Below are 14,697 nucleotides of genomic sequence, written 5' to 3'. Positions count from 1 at the left end.
CCCCATGCGGATCCTGATCGTCACCACCGGTTCCCGCGGGGACGTCGCGCCGTTCACGGGCCTGGGCCGGTGCCTGGTGGACGCCGGGCACCGGGTCGCCGTCGTCGCCCATCCGACCTTCGAGACGCTGATCGAGGGCTGCGGGCTGGAGTACCGGCGGCTGCCGGGGGACCCGGAGGAGCTGATCCGCGCCAGGGCCCGCGCGACGTCCCGGGAGGAGACCCGCGCGCTGATGGCCGCCTTCGTGGACGGGCTCGCCGACGGTGTGGCGGATGCCGTGGAGGGCGGGGCGGACCTGCTGCTCACCGCCTTCGCCCCGTCGTCGTTCAGCCGGACGGCGGGGGAGGCCCACGGCGTGCCCGTCCTCGGCACGTACCTCACGCCGGCCTTCGCCACCACCGCGTTCCCGCTGCCCGGCCCCGGCGTCGCCGGGGACCTCGGGCCGGAGGAGAACCTGGCGGTCGGCCGGGAGCGGCTCCGGAGTGCGGAAGGGCTGTTCTCGGGCGCGGTGGCCCGGCTGCGCGAGCGCCTCGGCCTGCCCGGTACGACGCCGCCGGAACCGCTCGGACACACCCGTCCGGTCGTCCACGGTTACAGTCCGCAGCTGCTGCCGCGTCCGGCGGACTGGCCGGCCCCGGTCGAGGTGGCGGGCTTCTGGTGGCCCGCCCGGCCGCTGGACTGGCAGCCTCCCGCCGAGCTGGTCGACTTCCTCCAGGCCGGTCCGGCACCGGTGTTCATCGGTTTCGGCAGCATGGCGCCGGGGGAGGGTGAGCGGCTCGGTGAGCTGGTGACGGAGGCGGTGCGTCGGGCGGGCGTGCGCGCGGTGGTCCAGGCCGGGTGGGCCGGACTGAAGGCGGCGGGCGACGACGTGCTGTCCGTCGGGGACCTGCCGCATGACTGGCTGTTCCCGCGTACGGCCGCCGTCGTGCACCACGCCGGAGCGGGTACCACGGGCGCCGCGCTGCGGGCCGGCGTTCCCGCCGTGCCGGTGCCGGTCATGGTCGACCAGCCGTTCTGGGCGGAACGGCTGCACCGGTTGGGAGTCGCCCCGGAGCCCGTGCCGTTCGCCGATCTCACCGCCGAGCGCCTCGCCGCCGCGATCACGGCGGCGCTGGCGGAACCGGTCCGCCGCCGCGCGGCCGCCGTCGGTGCGCTGATGGCGGCCGAGGACGGTGCCGGTGCTGTGCTCTCCCACGTCGACCGGATCGACGGCTACCCCGGCTGACCTGCCGGTACTCCCCGGGGGAGAGCGGTGGTCGCGGCGGTGCGGCTTCCGGGTCGACGGCCTGCGGTCGCGGTGCTCAGCCGCCGAGGCGGGCGAGGAGCAGACGCGCCCGACGGGACTTGGCCTCGGCGCGGTTCTTCAGGTAGAGCGCATGGGCGAGGCGGTGCTGCTCGGCCTCCCGCATCCGCTCGTTGATGATGGCCCGCGCGGTGTCGAGGTGGTACGTCATGACGGTCTTTCCCCCTGCCGGTGGGAGGCCGCCGACGCCTTCAACGTCGGCCCCAAGGCCTCCTTACGCCTATGATTCTACATCAACCTTTGAACATCGCTCGCCAATTCCCAGCCGCGACGGGTTGTTCTCCTGCTGTTTGAAGGATCGTCGGTTGGTGAGGATTGGGTGTGCCGGGCGTGACCGACTGCCGTCCGGTGTCGGTCACGCCCGGGTGCCGCGCCCGCTCCCGCTAGCGGCTCAGGCCCCTGAAGCGGCTCACCGCGAGTGGGAGGAAGGCCGCGACCAGGGCTGTTGGCCACGCCACCGCGAGCAGGTCCGCGTGCGTCGCGGCCCAGGAGTCGCCGGTCGCGCCCGGGTTGCCGAACAGGCCGCGCACCGCCGTGGCCGTCGCCGACATCGGGTTCCACTCCACGACCGCGCCCAGCCAGGACGGCATCGACTCCGGGGAGGCGATGGCGTTCGAGAGGAAGCCGACCGGCCACACCAGGATCTGCACCGCCTGCACCAGCTCCGGCCGGCCCGCGACCATGGCCAGGTGGATGCCGATCCACACCATCGCGAACCGCAGCAGCACCAGCAGTCCCGCCGCCCCCAGGAAGGAGGCGAAACCGCCGTGCCAGCGCCAGCCGATCGCGTAGCCCACCGCGATCATCACGATCAGCCCGACCGTCGACTGCAGCATGTCCGCGACGCTGCGGCCGACCAGGACCGCTCCGGACGCCATCGGCATCGAGCGGAACCGGTCGATGATCCCCTTGCCCAGGTCCTGGGTGACGGAGAGCATCGTGGCCTCCAGGCCGAAGGCCATCGTCATGGTGAGCATGCCGGGCACCAGGTAGTCCTTGAAGTCCCCCTCGACGCCCCGGCCGCCGCCGATCAGGTAGCGGAACATCAGCAGCATCATCACCGGGAAGACCAGCCCGACGACCACCTGCACGGGCTGCCGTGCCCAGTGGGCCAGCTCGCGCCTGGTCATCGTCCAGGAGTCGGCGGCGGCCCGGCGCAGGCTCGCGCCCGTGCCGCCGGTGGCCGCCGTACCGTGCGGCGCCTCCATGGTCCGGACCGTGCTCATTCCGCCTCCACCTCCGCCTTCGACAGCTCCGCCGGGTTCGTCAGGTGCAGGAAGACCTCGTCGAGCGTCGGCCGCCGCACCGCGATGTCCTCCGCCACGATTCCGGCCGCCTCCAGGGCCCGCACGGTCTCCGTCAGCGCCGCCATCCGGTCGCCGACCGGGGCGCTGACCAGCCGGCGGTCCTCGTCCACGGCTGCCTCCCCGGGCAACAGCGAGGCCGCCCGGGCCAGTTGGCCGGCGTCGTGCAGGACGACGTCGATCCGGTCGCCGCCCGTCCTGGTCTTCAGTTCGTCCGCCGTGCCCTGGGCGATGACCTTCCCGTGGTCGATCACCGCGATCCGGTCGGCCAGCTGATCGGCCTCCTCCAGGTACTGGGTGGTCAGCAGCACGGTCGTACCGCCGTCGACCAGTGAGCGCACCGCGTTCCACACCTCCGTGCGGCCGCGCGGGTCGAGCCCGGTGGTGGGCTCGTCCAGGAAGAGCACCTGCGGCTCGGAGATGAGGGAGGCCGCCAGGTCGAGGCGCCGCCGCATCCCGCCGCTGTACTGCTTGACGGCCTTCGTTCCGGTGTCGGCCAGCCCGAAGCGGGTGAGCAGCTCCTCGGCCCGGGCGTTCGCGCGGCGCGCGCCCAGGTGGTGGAGTCGGCCGAACATCTCCAGGTTCTGCCGGCCGCTCAGCTCCTCGTCGACGGCGGCGTACTGGCTCAGCAGTCCGATCCGCGCGCGCACCTCGTCGGCGCGGGTCACGGCGTCGATCCCCGCCACCCGCACCCGGCCCTCGTCGGGGCGCAGCAGTGTGGACATGATGCGGACGGCCGTGGTCTTGCCGGCGCCGTTCGGGCCGAGGATCCCCTGGACGGTTCCGCCGCGGACGGTGAGATCGAGACCGTCGAGCGCCTGCTTGTCGCCGTACCTCTTCCGCAGTCCCTCGACGACGATCGCCGGATCGTGGTCGGCCAAGTGGTCGGTCAAAGCGTTCCCCTCCGCCAGTAATCAAACTTGACTAGCTCGGGGAAGGTAGCCTGTTCCGCATGGCTGGTCAAATTTGATTAGTCTGGGCTCCCACGAGCAGGATGAGGAAGGAGCCGCTCATGTCCGCGATCCGGCTACTGGTTCTCGGCGCGGTCCGTCAGCACGGGCGCGCGCACGGTTACCAGGTGCGCAACGACCTGGAGTACTGGGGAGCCCACGAGTGGTCCACCGCCAAACCGGGCTCGATCTACCACGCGCTCAAGCAGATGGCGAAGCAGGGACTCCTCGTCGCGCACGAGGTCGCCCCGAGCGCCGTCGGCGGCCCGCCCCGGGTCGAGTACGAGATCACCGACAAGGGCACCGCGGAGTACCTCGCTCTGCTGCGCGAGGCCCTGACCTCGTACGACCAGAAGCGGGACGTGCTCTCGGCCGCCCTTGGGTTCATCGTCGACCTGCCGCGGGCCGAGGCCGTCGCGCTCCTCAAGGAGCGGATCGCCGGACTCGAACGGTGGCGGGCCCAGGTCACCGAGTACTACGTGCCGCAGGACGGTCCCGAACAGTTCGGACACATCGGCGAAATCATGAACATGTGGATGCACTCGGCCGACAGCGAGGCGGAGTGGACCCACAGCCTGATCGGGCGGATCGAGGGCGGCGCCCACACCTTCGCGGGGGAGGGCGAACCGTTCGTGGGGGTGCTCGCGGAGGGCGAGCCGAACCCGTACGCCACCGGGCCGCATCCCGAGGACCCTCACTAGGGGTGTCCACGCGCGGGCGGCGGAAGTTGACTCTACGACGAACCAGGGGCGGAACAGATGGCGTGGATGTCGCGTGAGCAGGCCGAGCTGCTGGCGCAGTGCGCGGTGGCCTTCGAGCCGGGCGATCCGGGGCGCACCGGAAGGCTCGTCTACCGGTACCCCGACGACCCGGCCCTCCCCGGCCCCGCCGCGCGGCCGCTCCTCGGCGAACCCGGCGAAGCCGAGCTGGTCACCGCCGACGGCGGCACCCTCGCGGTACGCCGCTGCCCGGTCCTGCGCCTGACCGTCGCCGAGGCACTGCCCGCCCTCACCCTGGCCCGCCGCCTCCACACCGAGGCGGCCGTGGACGGATCCACGGCCGCCACCCCCAGCCCGTCCGCCGCCTACTGGGGCGCCGCCACCGCCCTCGGCCTGCACCTCGCCGCCCGCGAACGGCTGCTCCCCGGCGTCTCCGCCGCCGGCCACGACACCTGGCGCGTCGGCCCGCTCGCCCCGGAGGACGTCCGGCGCATCCGCGAACTGGCCGCGGCGGCGCCGCCCGAGGCACTCGCGCTGCCCCTGCCCGTCCCGCCCGGCGGCCCGCTGCTGCTGCCCGACACCACCACCCTGCTCCGCTCCTTCGTCGACGCGGTCGCCGACACCCTGCCGCGCACCGCCGCCGCACCCGCCGCGGCCGGCCGCCCGGCCTTCGCCGCCGTCGAACCCCAGCACGTCCCCCAGCTGCGCGCCTGGGCCGAGCAGATCTCGGCCGGCCTCGACTCGGGCGTACGGCTGGCGCTGCGCCTGGACCTGGTGCCCGCCGGCGAGGGCGAGCGGCCCGCCCCGCGCCTGGTGCCCCGGGTGTCCAGCCTGGCCGACCCCACCCTCGCCGTCGATGCCGACGAGCTGTTCGCCGCGGTCGAGACGGCCGGGTTCGGACCTCGCGCCCGGGCCGACACCGTGCTCGCCGTACGGCGGGCCGCCGATGTCTGGCAGCCCCTCACCCGCCTGCTGCCGGTGCCCTCCGCCCTGGACCTCACCGACCGCGAGGTCCAGGACCTGCTGGGCGACACCGCCGACCGGCTCGCCGCCCACGGTGTCGAGCTGCTCCGGCCCGAGGGCGCCGTCCGCCCCCTCACCACCCGCGCCGTCCTCGGCGGCGAGCGGACCCCGCCCACCGACCTGCGGTCCTTCTTCGGCGGTGACGGCAGGGTCGACCTGCGCTGGCGGCTCGAACTCGACGGGGAGGCTCTCACCGAGCAGGAGACGGCCGAGGTCGCCGCCGCCGCCGTCGCCGACCGGCCGGTGGCCCGGCTGCGCGGGCAGTGGGTGCTCATCGACGCCGACACCGCCCGCAAGGCCCGCGAACGCGACCTCCGACCGCTCACCGCCGTCGAGGCGCTCGCCGTCGCCCTCACCGGGCACGCCGAGATCGGCGGCACGCAGGTGCGGGTCGCGTCCAGCGCCTGGCTGCTCGCCCTGCGCCGACGCCTGGCCGAACCCGACGGCGGCACCGAAGCCGTCGACCAGCCGGACGCGCTCGCGGCCACCCTGCGCGACTACCAGCTGCGCGGCCTGCGCTGGCTGGACCGCCTCACCTCGCTCGGTCTGGGCGGCTGCCTCGCCGACGACATGGGCCTGGGCAAGACCGTCCAGCTGATCGCACTGCACCTGCTGCGCCAGGAGCACCCGGACAGCGCCGGCCCCACCCTCGTCGTCTGCCCCGCCTCGCTGCTGGGCAACTGGCAGCGCGAGGTCGCCAGGTTCGCCCCCGGCACGCCCGTGCGCCGCTACCACGGCCCCGACCGCACCCTGGAGGGCGCCGACTCGGGCTTCGTCCTGACCACCTACGGCACCATGCGCCTGGACGCCGGGCGGCTCGGTGCGCACCGCTGGAGCACGGTCGTCGCCGATGAGGCCCAGCACGTCAAGAACCCGCACTCCGGCACCGCGAAGGCGCTGCGGCTGATCCCCGCCGGCGCCAGGATCGCCCTGACGGGCACCCCGGTCGAGAACAACCTCTCCGAGCTCTGGGCCGTCCTCGACTGGACCACCCCCGGACTCCTCGGCGGCCACGGCCGCTTCCGCAGCCGCTGGATCGCCGCCGTGGAGGCCGAACGCGCCGAACGCGCGGAGTTCGGACCGCCGCCGGGGGAGGAGGGGGAGTACGGCCCCACCGCGCGGCGACTGGCCGAACTGGTCCGGCCGTTCCTGCTCCGCCGCAGGAAGTCGGACCCGGGCATCGCCCCCGAACTCCCGCCGAAGACCGAGACGGACCGCCCGGTCCCCCTCACCCCCGAGCAGCGGACCCTGTACGAGACCCAGGTCCGCGAGGCCATGGCGCGGATCGGGGCCACCGAGGGCATCGCCCGGAGCGGACTGGTGCTCAAGCTGCTCACCGGTCTGAAGCAGATCTGCAACCACCCCGCGCAGTTCCTCAAGGAGGCGGACGGCACCCGGCTGGCCGGCCGGTCCGGCAAGCTGGAACTGCTGGACGAACTGCTCGACACCATCGTCTCCGAGGGCGGAGCGGTCCTGGTGTTCACCCAGTACGTCACCATGGCGCGGCTGTTGGAGGCACACCTGCGCGAACGCGGCGTCCCCACCCTGCTGCTGCACGGCGGCACCCCGGTGCCGCGCCGGGAGGAGATGGTCCGCCGGTTCCAGGACGGCGAGGTGCCCGTCTTCCTGCTGTCCCTCAAGGCCGCCGGGACCGGGCTCAACCTCACCCGCGCCGACCACGTCGTGCACTACGACCGCTGGTGGAACCCGGCGGTGGAGGCCCAGGCCACCGACCGCGCCCACCGCATCGGGCAGACGCGCCCCGTCCAGGTGCACCGGATGATCGCCGAGGGCACCGTCGAGGACCGCATCGCCGCGCTGCTCGAAGCGAAGAAGGGGCTGGCGGACGCCGTCCTGGGCGCCGGGGAGCAGGCGCTGACGCAGCTGAGCAACGACGAGCTGGCCAACCTGGTCGAACTGAGGAGCGCGGGATGAGCGGGGACGGGACGGGCGGGAACGGGACGCTCGGGGACGGGACGGGCGCGCGGGGCTTTCCGGCCTTCGCCGCACGCCGGGGCAGCCGGTCACGCGGCCGGTCCTGGTGGGGCAGGGCCTGGGCGGACGCGCTGGAGGACACCGCCCTGGACGAGGAGACGCTGAAGAAGGGCCGGGCCCACGCGCGGACCGGCCGGCTCGGGCCCATCACGGTCAGTCCCGGGCGCGTCTCGACCACCGGCCACGAGGACGGCGCCCCGTTCAGGACGGTGCTCACCCTGGAGGAACTCGACGAGGACACCTGGGACTCGCTCTGGGAGAAGGCCGCCGAACGGCCGGGTGTCATCGAGGAACTGCTCGCCGGTGAACTGCCGCCCGACCTGCTGGAGGCCGCCGAGGACGCCCGGATCCGGCTGCTGCCCGGCTACGGCGACCTGGAGGCGGAGTGCGACTGCGACGCGTTCGCCCACCCCTGCGAGCATGCGGCGGCGCTCGGCTACCAGGTGTCCTGGCTGTTGGACGAGGACGCCGCGCTGCTGCTCCTGCTGCGGGGGCGCGGCGTGCGGGAGGCGCGGGAGGAAGCCCGGGCCGCCCTGCTGGTGCAGGCGATCGTCGGCGGTGTCGGGAACGAGGACGCCGACGTGACGGAGGCCGGTGCGGCGAACGCCGACGACGTGACGGAGGAAGCGCGGGCCGACGCGGCGCAACTGCCGGACGGCACGCCCGCCGAGGAGGTGTTCGGCCGCGAGCCGGCGGCGCTGCCCGAGCTGCCGCCGCTGCCCGGGCCGCCCGTCCGGCAGGACGCCTCCCCGGGCGGCGTCGGGGCCGACCCACTGGAGCAGCTGGTCGCGGACGCGGCCGTGCGCGCCCGTGAGCTGCTGGCCTTCACCCACGGCTTCACCGCCGAGCCGCCCGCGCCGCTCGACCTCTGGCGGGACAGCGTACGGATCGCGGCCACCCGCCCCGAGCCGCGGGTGCTGGCCCGGGTGCGGGAGGCCTGCGGCCGTCCGGAGCGACTGGACCGGGCGGCCGAGGCGTGGCGGCTGGGCGGGAGAGCCGGGCTGGCCGCGCTGGAGGAGGCCTGGACGCCGCCCTCGCAGGACACCGCCCGGGCGAGCACCGCGCTCACCGCGGGCTGGGAGCAGGGCGAACTGCCCGAGCTCGAAGTGACGGAGAACCGCTGGACCTTGGTCGGCAGCGGGCGCCAGCTCCGCTACGGCCGGGACGGCCGCTGGTACCCCTACCGGCAGCGGGACGGTCAGTGGTGGCCGACCGCCGTCCCGCAGCGCGACCCGGCCGAGGCCCTCGCCGAGCTCCTCGACGGCTGAACCGTAGGGAAGGGCACCCCGAGCGCCGGTCCGACGGTTCGTCGGACCGGCGCGCGCATGGCGGGCGCACAACCCCAACACACCCGGCAGTAAAGGAACATGCCGGGCATTCACTCGTCCGGCCTATTGGGCTGATGGTTCGGGCCCGATACATTTTTCCGTACCGGGACGTTCGGAACAGGCGCATTCGCCCTCCCGGTACCACAGGACCGACTCACCGACCTGTCCGGCGGCCGTCAACGAGGCCGCCGATGAGGACCTGCCGCCTCTTGCGGCGGTCCGAAGGGGCGCCCTTCCCGGGAAGACCGGAACACCGCACCGACGCACCCGGGCCCGTCCGCCGTACGGCACGCCCCGTACGCCCCGTTCGCCCAGCACACGCCCGGCACGCACCGTCCACTCGGGAGGAACCGTGAACGCCGCCGCCAACTGGAACGACATCCTGGTCCGGGACAACTTCCAGGACGTGGGACAGACCCCCACCGCCGACCCCGTCTGGGAGTCCCCGGACATCATCCCCTTCGGCAGCGACATCCTCGACTTCCCCCTGCTGGCGTCGAGTTACAACGGCCCCGACCTCGGGATCAGCCACCCCATCGTGTACGGGAGGCTCAACCGCATCTACGTCCGGGGGAAGAACCTGAGGACCGGCTGCCCGACCTCCGGCAACGTCAGGCTCTACTACGCCCCCGGGGGACTGCTGCTGGACCCGCGGGCGTGGACCCCGATCAACGCCGAGGGCGGCGGCACCACCGTGCCGTTCACCGTCCGCGGCGGCTCCCGGGAGATCCCTCCCGGACAGATCTGCGTCAGCAGGTCCGCCTTCGTCTGGCCGAGCCGGAATCCGCCGGGTCACTACTGCACGATCACCACCGTGGACACGCCCGCCCACCCGATGTCCGCCACCCTGCCCACGTTCGGCTCGCTCGTCGACTACCTGAACTGGGTCAGGTACAACCCCAACGTCGGCTGGCGCAACATCGACGTCATCCCGTGTCAGCAGACCAGTTACGTCCTCTCCGAGCTGGCCGTCTGCAACCTGAACAACACCCCGACGCGATTCGTCTTCGGGGTTTCCGGCACCGACCTGCCCGGCGGTACCGCGACCTTCTCCAACACCGACCAGCAGGCCCCGTTCAGCCTGACGGCGCAGATCTACTCGCCCGGAACCGACGAGGGGTACACGCGCTCCGTCCTGCTGCCCGCCAACTACTCCGGCACGGTCACGGTCGTGCTCCGGTTCGACCAGCCGCTCCCGTGCGACGCCCGGATCGTGCTGCGGGCCTACAACCCGGTGACCACCAACGCCGGACCGCTCGAACGGCGACTCGCCGTCCCCCTCACCGGCGTGCCCGGGCTCCAGGACGCCCTGTTCCTCGAACTCGGCGCGTACACCTTCGTCGCGGCCGAGAGCAGCCCGTGACACGCGCGCGCCGGCGGCAGCGCGATCGTTGACCGGGGTTCTCCTGGACGTCGCGGTCAGGAGACCCGGTGTTGGCCGGGCGCTGCCACGCTCACGGGCCTGTCCGCCCCTGATGCGAGGAGTGCCATGCGTTCCATCCCCCCGTCCCGCCGTACCGCGGCCCTCGGAGCCGTCGTCGTCGCGGTGGTCGTATCGGCGCCGACCGCGTACGCCGCTCCCGGCGCGCCGGGCACCCGGCCCCCGCTGTGCGGGCACGACAACCGCTCCACGCCGTTCGCGCCGTACCTGTGCGCCGAGCCCGGTGAGCTGCTCGACGTCCGCATCGGCGACGTGCACCCCACCCAGCCCGCGCTGGGCTATGACGAGGTGTACTACAAGCTCGGCCGCTACACCCTCGGCAAGGACGCGATCAACAAGAAGTTCGGCGACTGGTGCGAGGCCGACGGCCGCGTCGACGTGGCGACGGCCCAGCCCGGCGCCCGCCTGGACGACCCGTCCTCCTTCACCTGCAAGCTCCCCGTCGGCGCCGAGACGGCCGACAGCGTCGCGGCCATGAAGACGGTCGTCATCGGCCCGCACGGCGAGCCGTTCCTCACCGACGGGCACCACACCCTCACCTCCTTCTACGAGACCCCGGACGGCGGCGCGGACCTGCACGTCCGGCTGCGGGTGCTGGCCAACTACAGCAACCTCACCCGCCAGGCCTTCTGGGACCGGATGCAGGCCAACAAGTGGGTCTACCTGCGCGGCCCCGAGGGCGACCAGGTCAAGGTCAACAAGCTGCCGACCGGTGTCGGCCTGGCCAACTTCAGCGACGACAAGTACCGCAGCCTGCTCTACTTCGGCCGCGACATCGGCTACACCCAGAACTCGCTGCCGTTCCAGGAGTTCTACTGGGGCAGCTGGGTCCGGGACGCCAAGCCGGTCGACCTGTCCGGCTGGGACCGCAACGACCTCGGCAGCTACCTGGCCACCGTCAAGAGCCTGACCCAGACGATGACCGCGCTGCCCAGGGCCACCGTCGTCAACAGCGGCTTCACCGCCGCGGACCTCGGCGCGCTCGACCAGTGGAACGCCGGCAAGCCGGCCACCAAGGGCGAGTTCGACAAGCTGAGCAAGCCGTACTCCGAGGCCAAGCCCGGCAAGCTCGCCTACGCGCTGGAGTACAAGCGGGTCAACGGCCTGGGCTGACCGGGCCCGGCGCCCGACCCCGGGCCCTGCCGAAGCGGACCGGCCACCCACGGCCGGTCCGCTTCGCGCCGCCGTTCGCGTGCCCCGGTCGCGCGGCGTCGCGGCGGAGATAATTCGAGCTCTTCCCCGCAGCGGACATGGAATGATCGGCAACACGGCGTCCACCGGCTCGACGGTCCGACGGTGCGGCGCTGTGCGACGCCTGCGGCTCCTCCGCAGATCCGCCTCCTACGGAAGTGGTCCCCCTCTCCATGCCTACGGTCCTCTCCATCGCCGACACGCTGCACCGGTGCTTCGCACAGGCGATCTCCACCGCGTTCCCCGACGCCACGGACAGTGACCCCCAGCTGCGACGAAGCGACCGCGCCGACTTCCAGGCGAACGGCATACTCGGCCTGGCCAAGCCGCTGCGGGCCAACCCCCGCGAGGTCGCCGCCCGCGTGCTGGAGAAGCTCGACGCCGACCAGGTGATCGCGAAGCTGGAGGTCTCCGGGCCCGGCTTCGTCAACGTCACCGTCACCGACGCCGCCATCCTCGACCGGCTGGCCGCCCGCGCGGCCGATGCCCGGCTCGGTGTCGGCGGCAACGCCGCGGCCGGCGTCACGGTGATCGACTACAGCCAGCCGAACATCGCCAAGGAGATGCACGTCGGCCACCTGCGCTCCACGATCATCGGGGACGCGCTCGTGCGCGCCCTGGAGTTCAGCGGCGAGAAGGTCGTCCGACGCAACCACCTCGGCGACTGGGGCACCCAGTTCGGCATGCTCATCCAGTACCTCGTCGAGCACCCCGCCGAACTCGACGAGGGCACCGAGCCGGACGGCTCCGGCCCGTCGATGTCCCGGCTCAACCGCCTCTACAAGGCGTCGCGCGCCGACTTCGACGGCGACGCCGACTTCGCCGACCGGGCCCGTCGGCGCGTCGTCGAGCTCCAGGCCGGCGACGCCGACACCGTCGCGTCCTGGCAGGGCATGGTCGACGAGTCGAAGGTCTACTTCGAGGCCGTCTACGCCCGCCTCGGCGTCCTCCTCGAGGACGCCGACGCCGTCGGCGAGAGCCACTACAACCCGATGCTCGCCGAGGTGTGCGCCGACCTCGAAGCCTCCGGCGTCGCCGTCCGCTCGGACGGAGCCCTCTGCGTCTTCTTCGACGAGATCAAGGGTCCCGACGGCGAACCGACCCCGCTCATCGTCCAGAAGAGCGACGGCGGCTACGGCTACGCCACCACCGACCTCGCCGCGATCCGCGACCGCGTCGGCGCGCTCGGCGCCGACCAGCTCCTCTACGTCGTCGACAGCCGCCAGGCCCTGCACTTCCGGATGGTCTTCGAGACCGCCCGCCGCGCCGGCTGGCTCCCCGACGGCGTCCGCGCCCGGCACCTCGGCTTCGGCACCGTCCTCGGCAAGGACGGCAAGCCCTTCAAGACCCGCTCCGGCGAGACCGTCCGCCTCATGGACCTCCTCGACGAGGCCGTCGACCGGGCCCGCACCGTCGTCGCCGAGAAGAGCCCCCGGCTCGCCGCCGAGGAACACGAGGACCGCGCGAAGCAGGTCGGCATCGGCGCGGTCAAGTACGCCGACCTCTCGACCTCCCGCACCCGCGACTACATCTTCGACGCCGACCGCATGGTCTCCCTCAACGGCGACACCGGCACCTACCTCCAGTACGCCTACGCCCGCATCCGGTCCATCCTGCGCAAGGCCCCCGAGGCCGTCACCCCGACCGCCCACCGGGACGTGGCCCTGGAGCCCGCCGAACGCGCCCTCGGCCTGCTCCTCGACGAATTCGGCGCCACCGTCGACCTCGTCACCGAGACCTTCGAGCCCCACCGCCTCTGCGCCTACCTGCACGGCCTCGCGGCGGCGTACACCACCTTCTACGAGCACTGCCCCGTCCTCAAGGCCCCCGGTCGCGAGGTCATGGAGACCCGGCTGCTGCTCTGCGAACTCACCGGCCGGACCCTCCGCCAGGGCATGGACCTCCTCGGCATCGGGACGCCCGAGCGGCTGTAGCTCCGGGCCCGACCCCTGCCGTCCACCGGCTGGTGGACGGCAGGGGCGGGGCTACCGAATTCGCGCCACCGGCGGGGGCCGGGGGCAGGGGGCGGCTCCGGCTCGCGGGAGGAGGCGCGTGCGAGGGCGCCGCGCTCCTGCGCGCTGCCACGGGATCGGGTCCGGAACGCGCGGCGGTGCGGGTACCTGGGTATCGGGAGGGGACACCGGGTGATCACGGGAGGTCCCATGAGCGAGCTGGAAGTGCCGCCGATCTCGATCTTCTACCGTCGCGACGGGCTCGACCCGGGCCCGGCGCTGGGGGAGGTCCAACGCGGCGACGCGGTCCGGCGGGTCCGGGACTTCTGGCTGCACCGGGTCGGTGAGTACTGGCTGGTCACCCGGCACACCGATGTGCGGCGAGTGCTGGCCGACCAGGAGACGTTCGCGATGTACGACCCCGAGCGCAGTCCGGTCCTGCCGGACGAGCTGCTCAACATGGACCCGCCGGAGCACACCCGGCTGCGCCACGTCCTGACGCCGGAGTTCACCGGGAGGCGGATCCGCGCACTGGAGCCGATGATCCGCACCCTGGCCGGCGAGCTGATCGACGCCATGGAGTCGCGGGGTTCCGCGGCGGACCTGATGGACGACTTCGCGCTGCCGCTGCCGCTCGGGGTGATCTGCGGGATGCTCGGCGTCCCCGACCCCGACCAGGGGGCGTTCCACCGCTGGTCCCGCACCACGCTGGACCTCGGACTCCCCATCGAGGAGCGGCTCGCGGCCGGCCGGGAGTCGCGCGCGTACACGGCCTCCCTGGTGGCGGAGAAGCGGCGCAGCCCGGACGACGGGATGATCGGCATGCTCGTCCGGGAGCACGGTGACGCGGTGTCGGACTCCGAACTGGTCGGTGTCTGCGAGCTGTTGCTGCTGGCCGGCCACGTCACCGTGTCCAATACGATCGGCCTGGGCGTGCTCGCCCTGCTGTCGCACCCGGAACAGGCCGACCGGCTGCGCAACGCCGCCGAGGGCGATCCGGTGATCGACGGCGCCGTGGAGGAACTGCTGCGGTACCTGTCGGTGTCCAGTACCGCGCTGGCCCGGACGGCACGGCGGGACACCGAGATCGGCGGTGTGCCGATCAAGGCCGGTGACCAGGTGGTCTGTCAGCTGCCGGTGGCCAACCGCGACCCGGTGCTCGGCGCCGGAATGGACCTCCTGGACATCGAACGCAAACCCGTGTCGCACGTGACCTTCGGGCACGGTCCGCACCGCTGCCTCGGCTCGACCCTGGCCCGCGCCGAACTGCGGATCGCGCTGCCCGCGCTCCTGCGGCGGCTGCCCGCTCTCGCGCTCGCGTGCCCGGTCGAGGAGGTGCCCTACCGGGTCAACAACGAGGTCTACGGCCTCCACGCCCTACCCGTCACCTGGTGACCCGTGACCGGTGACGTCGGCCCCGAAGCGCCCGACGCCGGGGAGCGCGCGGGATCGCTGACGAACGCCTGACACGGCGCGGTGTTCCGAGGCACG

General features: G+C 73.1%; 11 protein-coding genes. 8 read left to right on the top strand and 3 right to left on the bottom strand.

Annotated features, from left to right (window positions below):
- Positions 1-4: 4 nt before the first annotated feature.
- A complete protein-coding gene (locus ABZW10_RS18315) occupies positions 5-1,225 on the top strand; it encodes a glycosyltransferase (protein WP_355366333.1) in 1,221 nt (406 codons plus the stop codon).
- A gap of 76 nt (positions 1,226-1,301) precedes the next feature.
- On the opposite strand, the gene ABZW10_RS18310 is transcribed toward ABZW10_RS18315, so the two are convergent.
- The 3 genes from ABZW10_RS18310 to ABZW10_RS18300 all read right to left on the bottom strand — a co-directional run bounded on the left by ABZW10_RS18310 (position 1,302) and on the right by ABZW10_RS18300 (position 3,488).
- Positions 1,302-1,454: a hypothetical protein gene (locus tag ABZW10_RS18310; protein ID WP_355366329.1), complete on the bottom strand. Its 153-nt coding sequence runs from the start codon at positions 1,452-1,454 to the stop codon at positions 1,302-1,304.
- Between the two features lie 232 nt (positions 1,455-1,686).
- Complete coding sequence (locus tag ABZW10_RS18305) at positions 1,687-2,433, bottom strand: ABC transporter permease (RefSeq protein ID WP_355366379.1); 747 nt, start codon at positions 2,431-2,433, stop codon at positions 1,687-1,689.
- A 92-nt stretch (positions 2,434-2,525) separates the two neighbouring features.
- Complete coding sequence (locus tag ABZW10_RS18300; RefSeq protein ID WP_355366376.1) at positions 2,526-3,488, bottom strand: ATP-binding cassette domain-containing protein; 963 nt, start codon at positions 3,486-3,488, stop codon at positions 2,526-2,528.
- A 131-nt stretch (positions 3,489-3,619) separates the two neighbouring features.
- Here ABZW10_RS18300 and ABZW10_RS18295 point away from each other — a divergent pair, with 131 nt between their 5' ends.
- The 7 genes from ABZW10_RS18295 to ABZW10_RS18265 all read left to right on the top strand — a co-directional run bounded on the left by ABZW10_RS18295 (position 3,620) and on the right by ABZW10_RS18265 (position 14,601).
- Complete coding sequence (locus tag ABZW10_RS18295) at positions 3,620-4,258, top strand: PadR family transcriptional regulator (RefSeq protein WP_355366326.1); 639 nt, start codon at positions 3,620-3,622, stop codon at positions 4,256-4,258.
- A gap of 57 nt (positions 4,259-4,315) precedes the next feature.
- A complete protein-coding gene (locus ABZW10_RS18290) occupies positions 4,316-7,234 on the top strand; it encodes an SNF2-related protein (protein ID WP_355366323.1) in 2,919 nt (972 codons plus the stop codon).
- Positions 7,231-8,562 (top strand): hypothetical protein, encoded by a 1,332-nt coding sequence (locus ABZW10_RS18285; RefSeq protein WP_355366320.1) that lies wholly within the window; start codon positions 7,231-7,233, stop codon positions 8,560-8,562. The genes ABZW10_RS18290 and ABZW10_RS18285 overlap by 4 nt, the downstream gene beginning before the upstream one ends.
- Positions 8,563-8,974: 412 nt before the next feature.
- Positions 8,975-9,985 carry a hypothetical protein gene (locus ABZW10_RS18280; RefSeq protein ID WP_355366317.1) on the top strand — a complete coding sequence of 337 codons (1,011 nt, stop codon included), beginning with the start codon at positions 8,975-8,977 and terminating at the stop codon, positions 9,983-9,985.
- Positions 9,986-10,111: 126 nt separating this feature from the next.
- Positions 10,112-11,176 carry a ParB/Srx family N-terminal domain-containing protein gene (locus ABZW10_RS18275; protein ID WP_355366314.1) on the top strand — a complete coding sequence of 355 codons (1,065 nt, stop codon included), beginning with the start codon at positions 10,112-10,114 and terminating at the stop codon, positions 11,174-11,176.
- Between the two features lie 251 nt (positions 11,177-11,427).
- Positions 11,428-13,188, top strand: coding sequence for an arginine--tRNA ligase (argS, locus tag ABZW10_RS18270; RefSeq protein ID WP_355366311.1), 1,761 nt, complete (start codon positions 11,428-11,430; stop codon positions 13,186-13,188).
- Positions 13,189-13,416: 228 nt separating this feature from the next.
- A complete protein-coding gene (locus ABZW10_RS18265; RefSeq protein WP_355366308.1) occupies positions 13,417-14,601 on the top strand; it encodes a cytochrome P450 in 1,185 nt (394 codons plus the stop codon).
- Positions 14,602-14,697 lie beyond the last annotated feature (96 nt).

Source organism: Kitasatospora sp. NPDC004723, from assembly GCF_040609255.1.
Lineage (GTDB): Bacteria > Actinomycetota > Actinomycetes > Streptomycetales > Streptomycetaceae > Kitasatospora.
The sequence above is the reverse complement of the archived record's forward strand: the minus strand, read 5'-3'. Positions and strand labels throughout refer to the sequence as shown.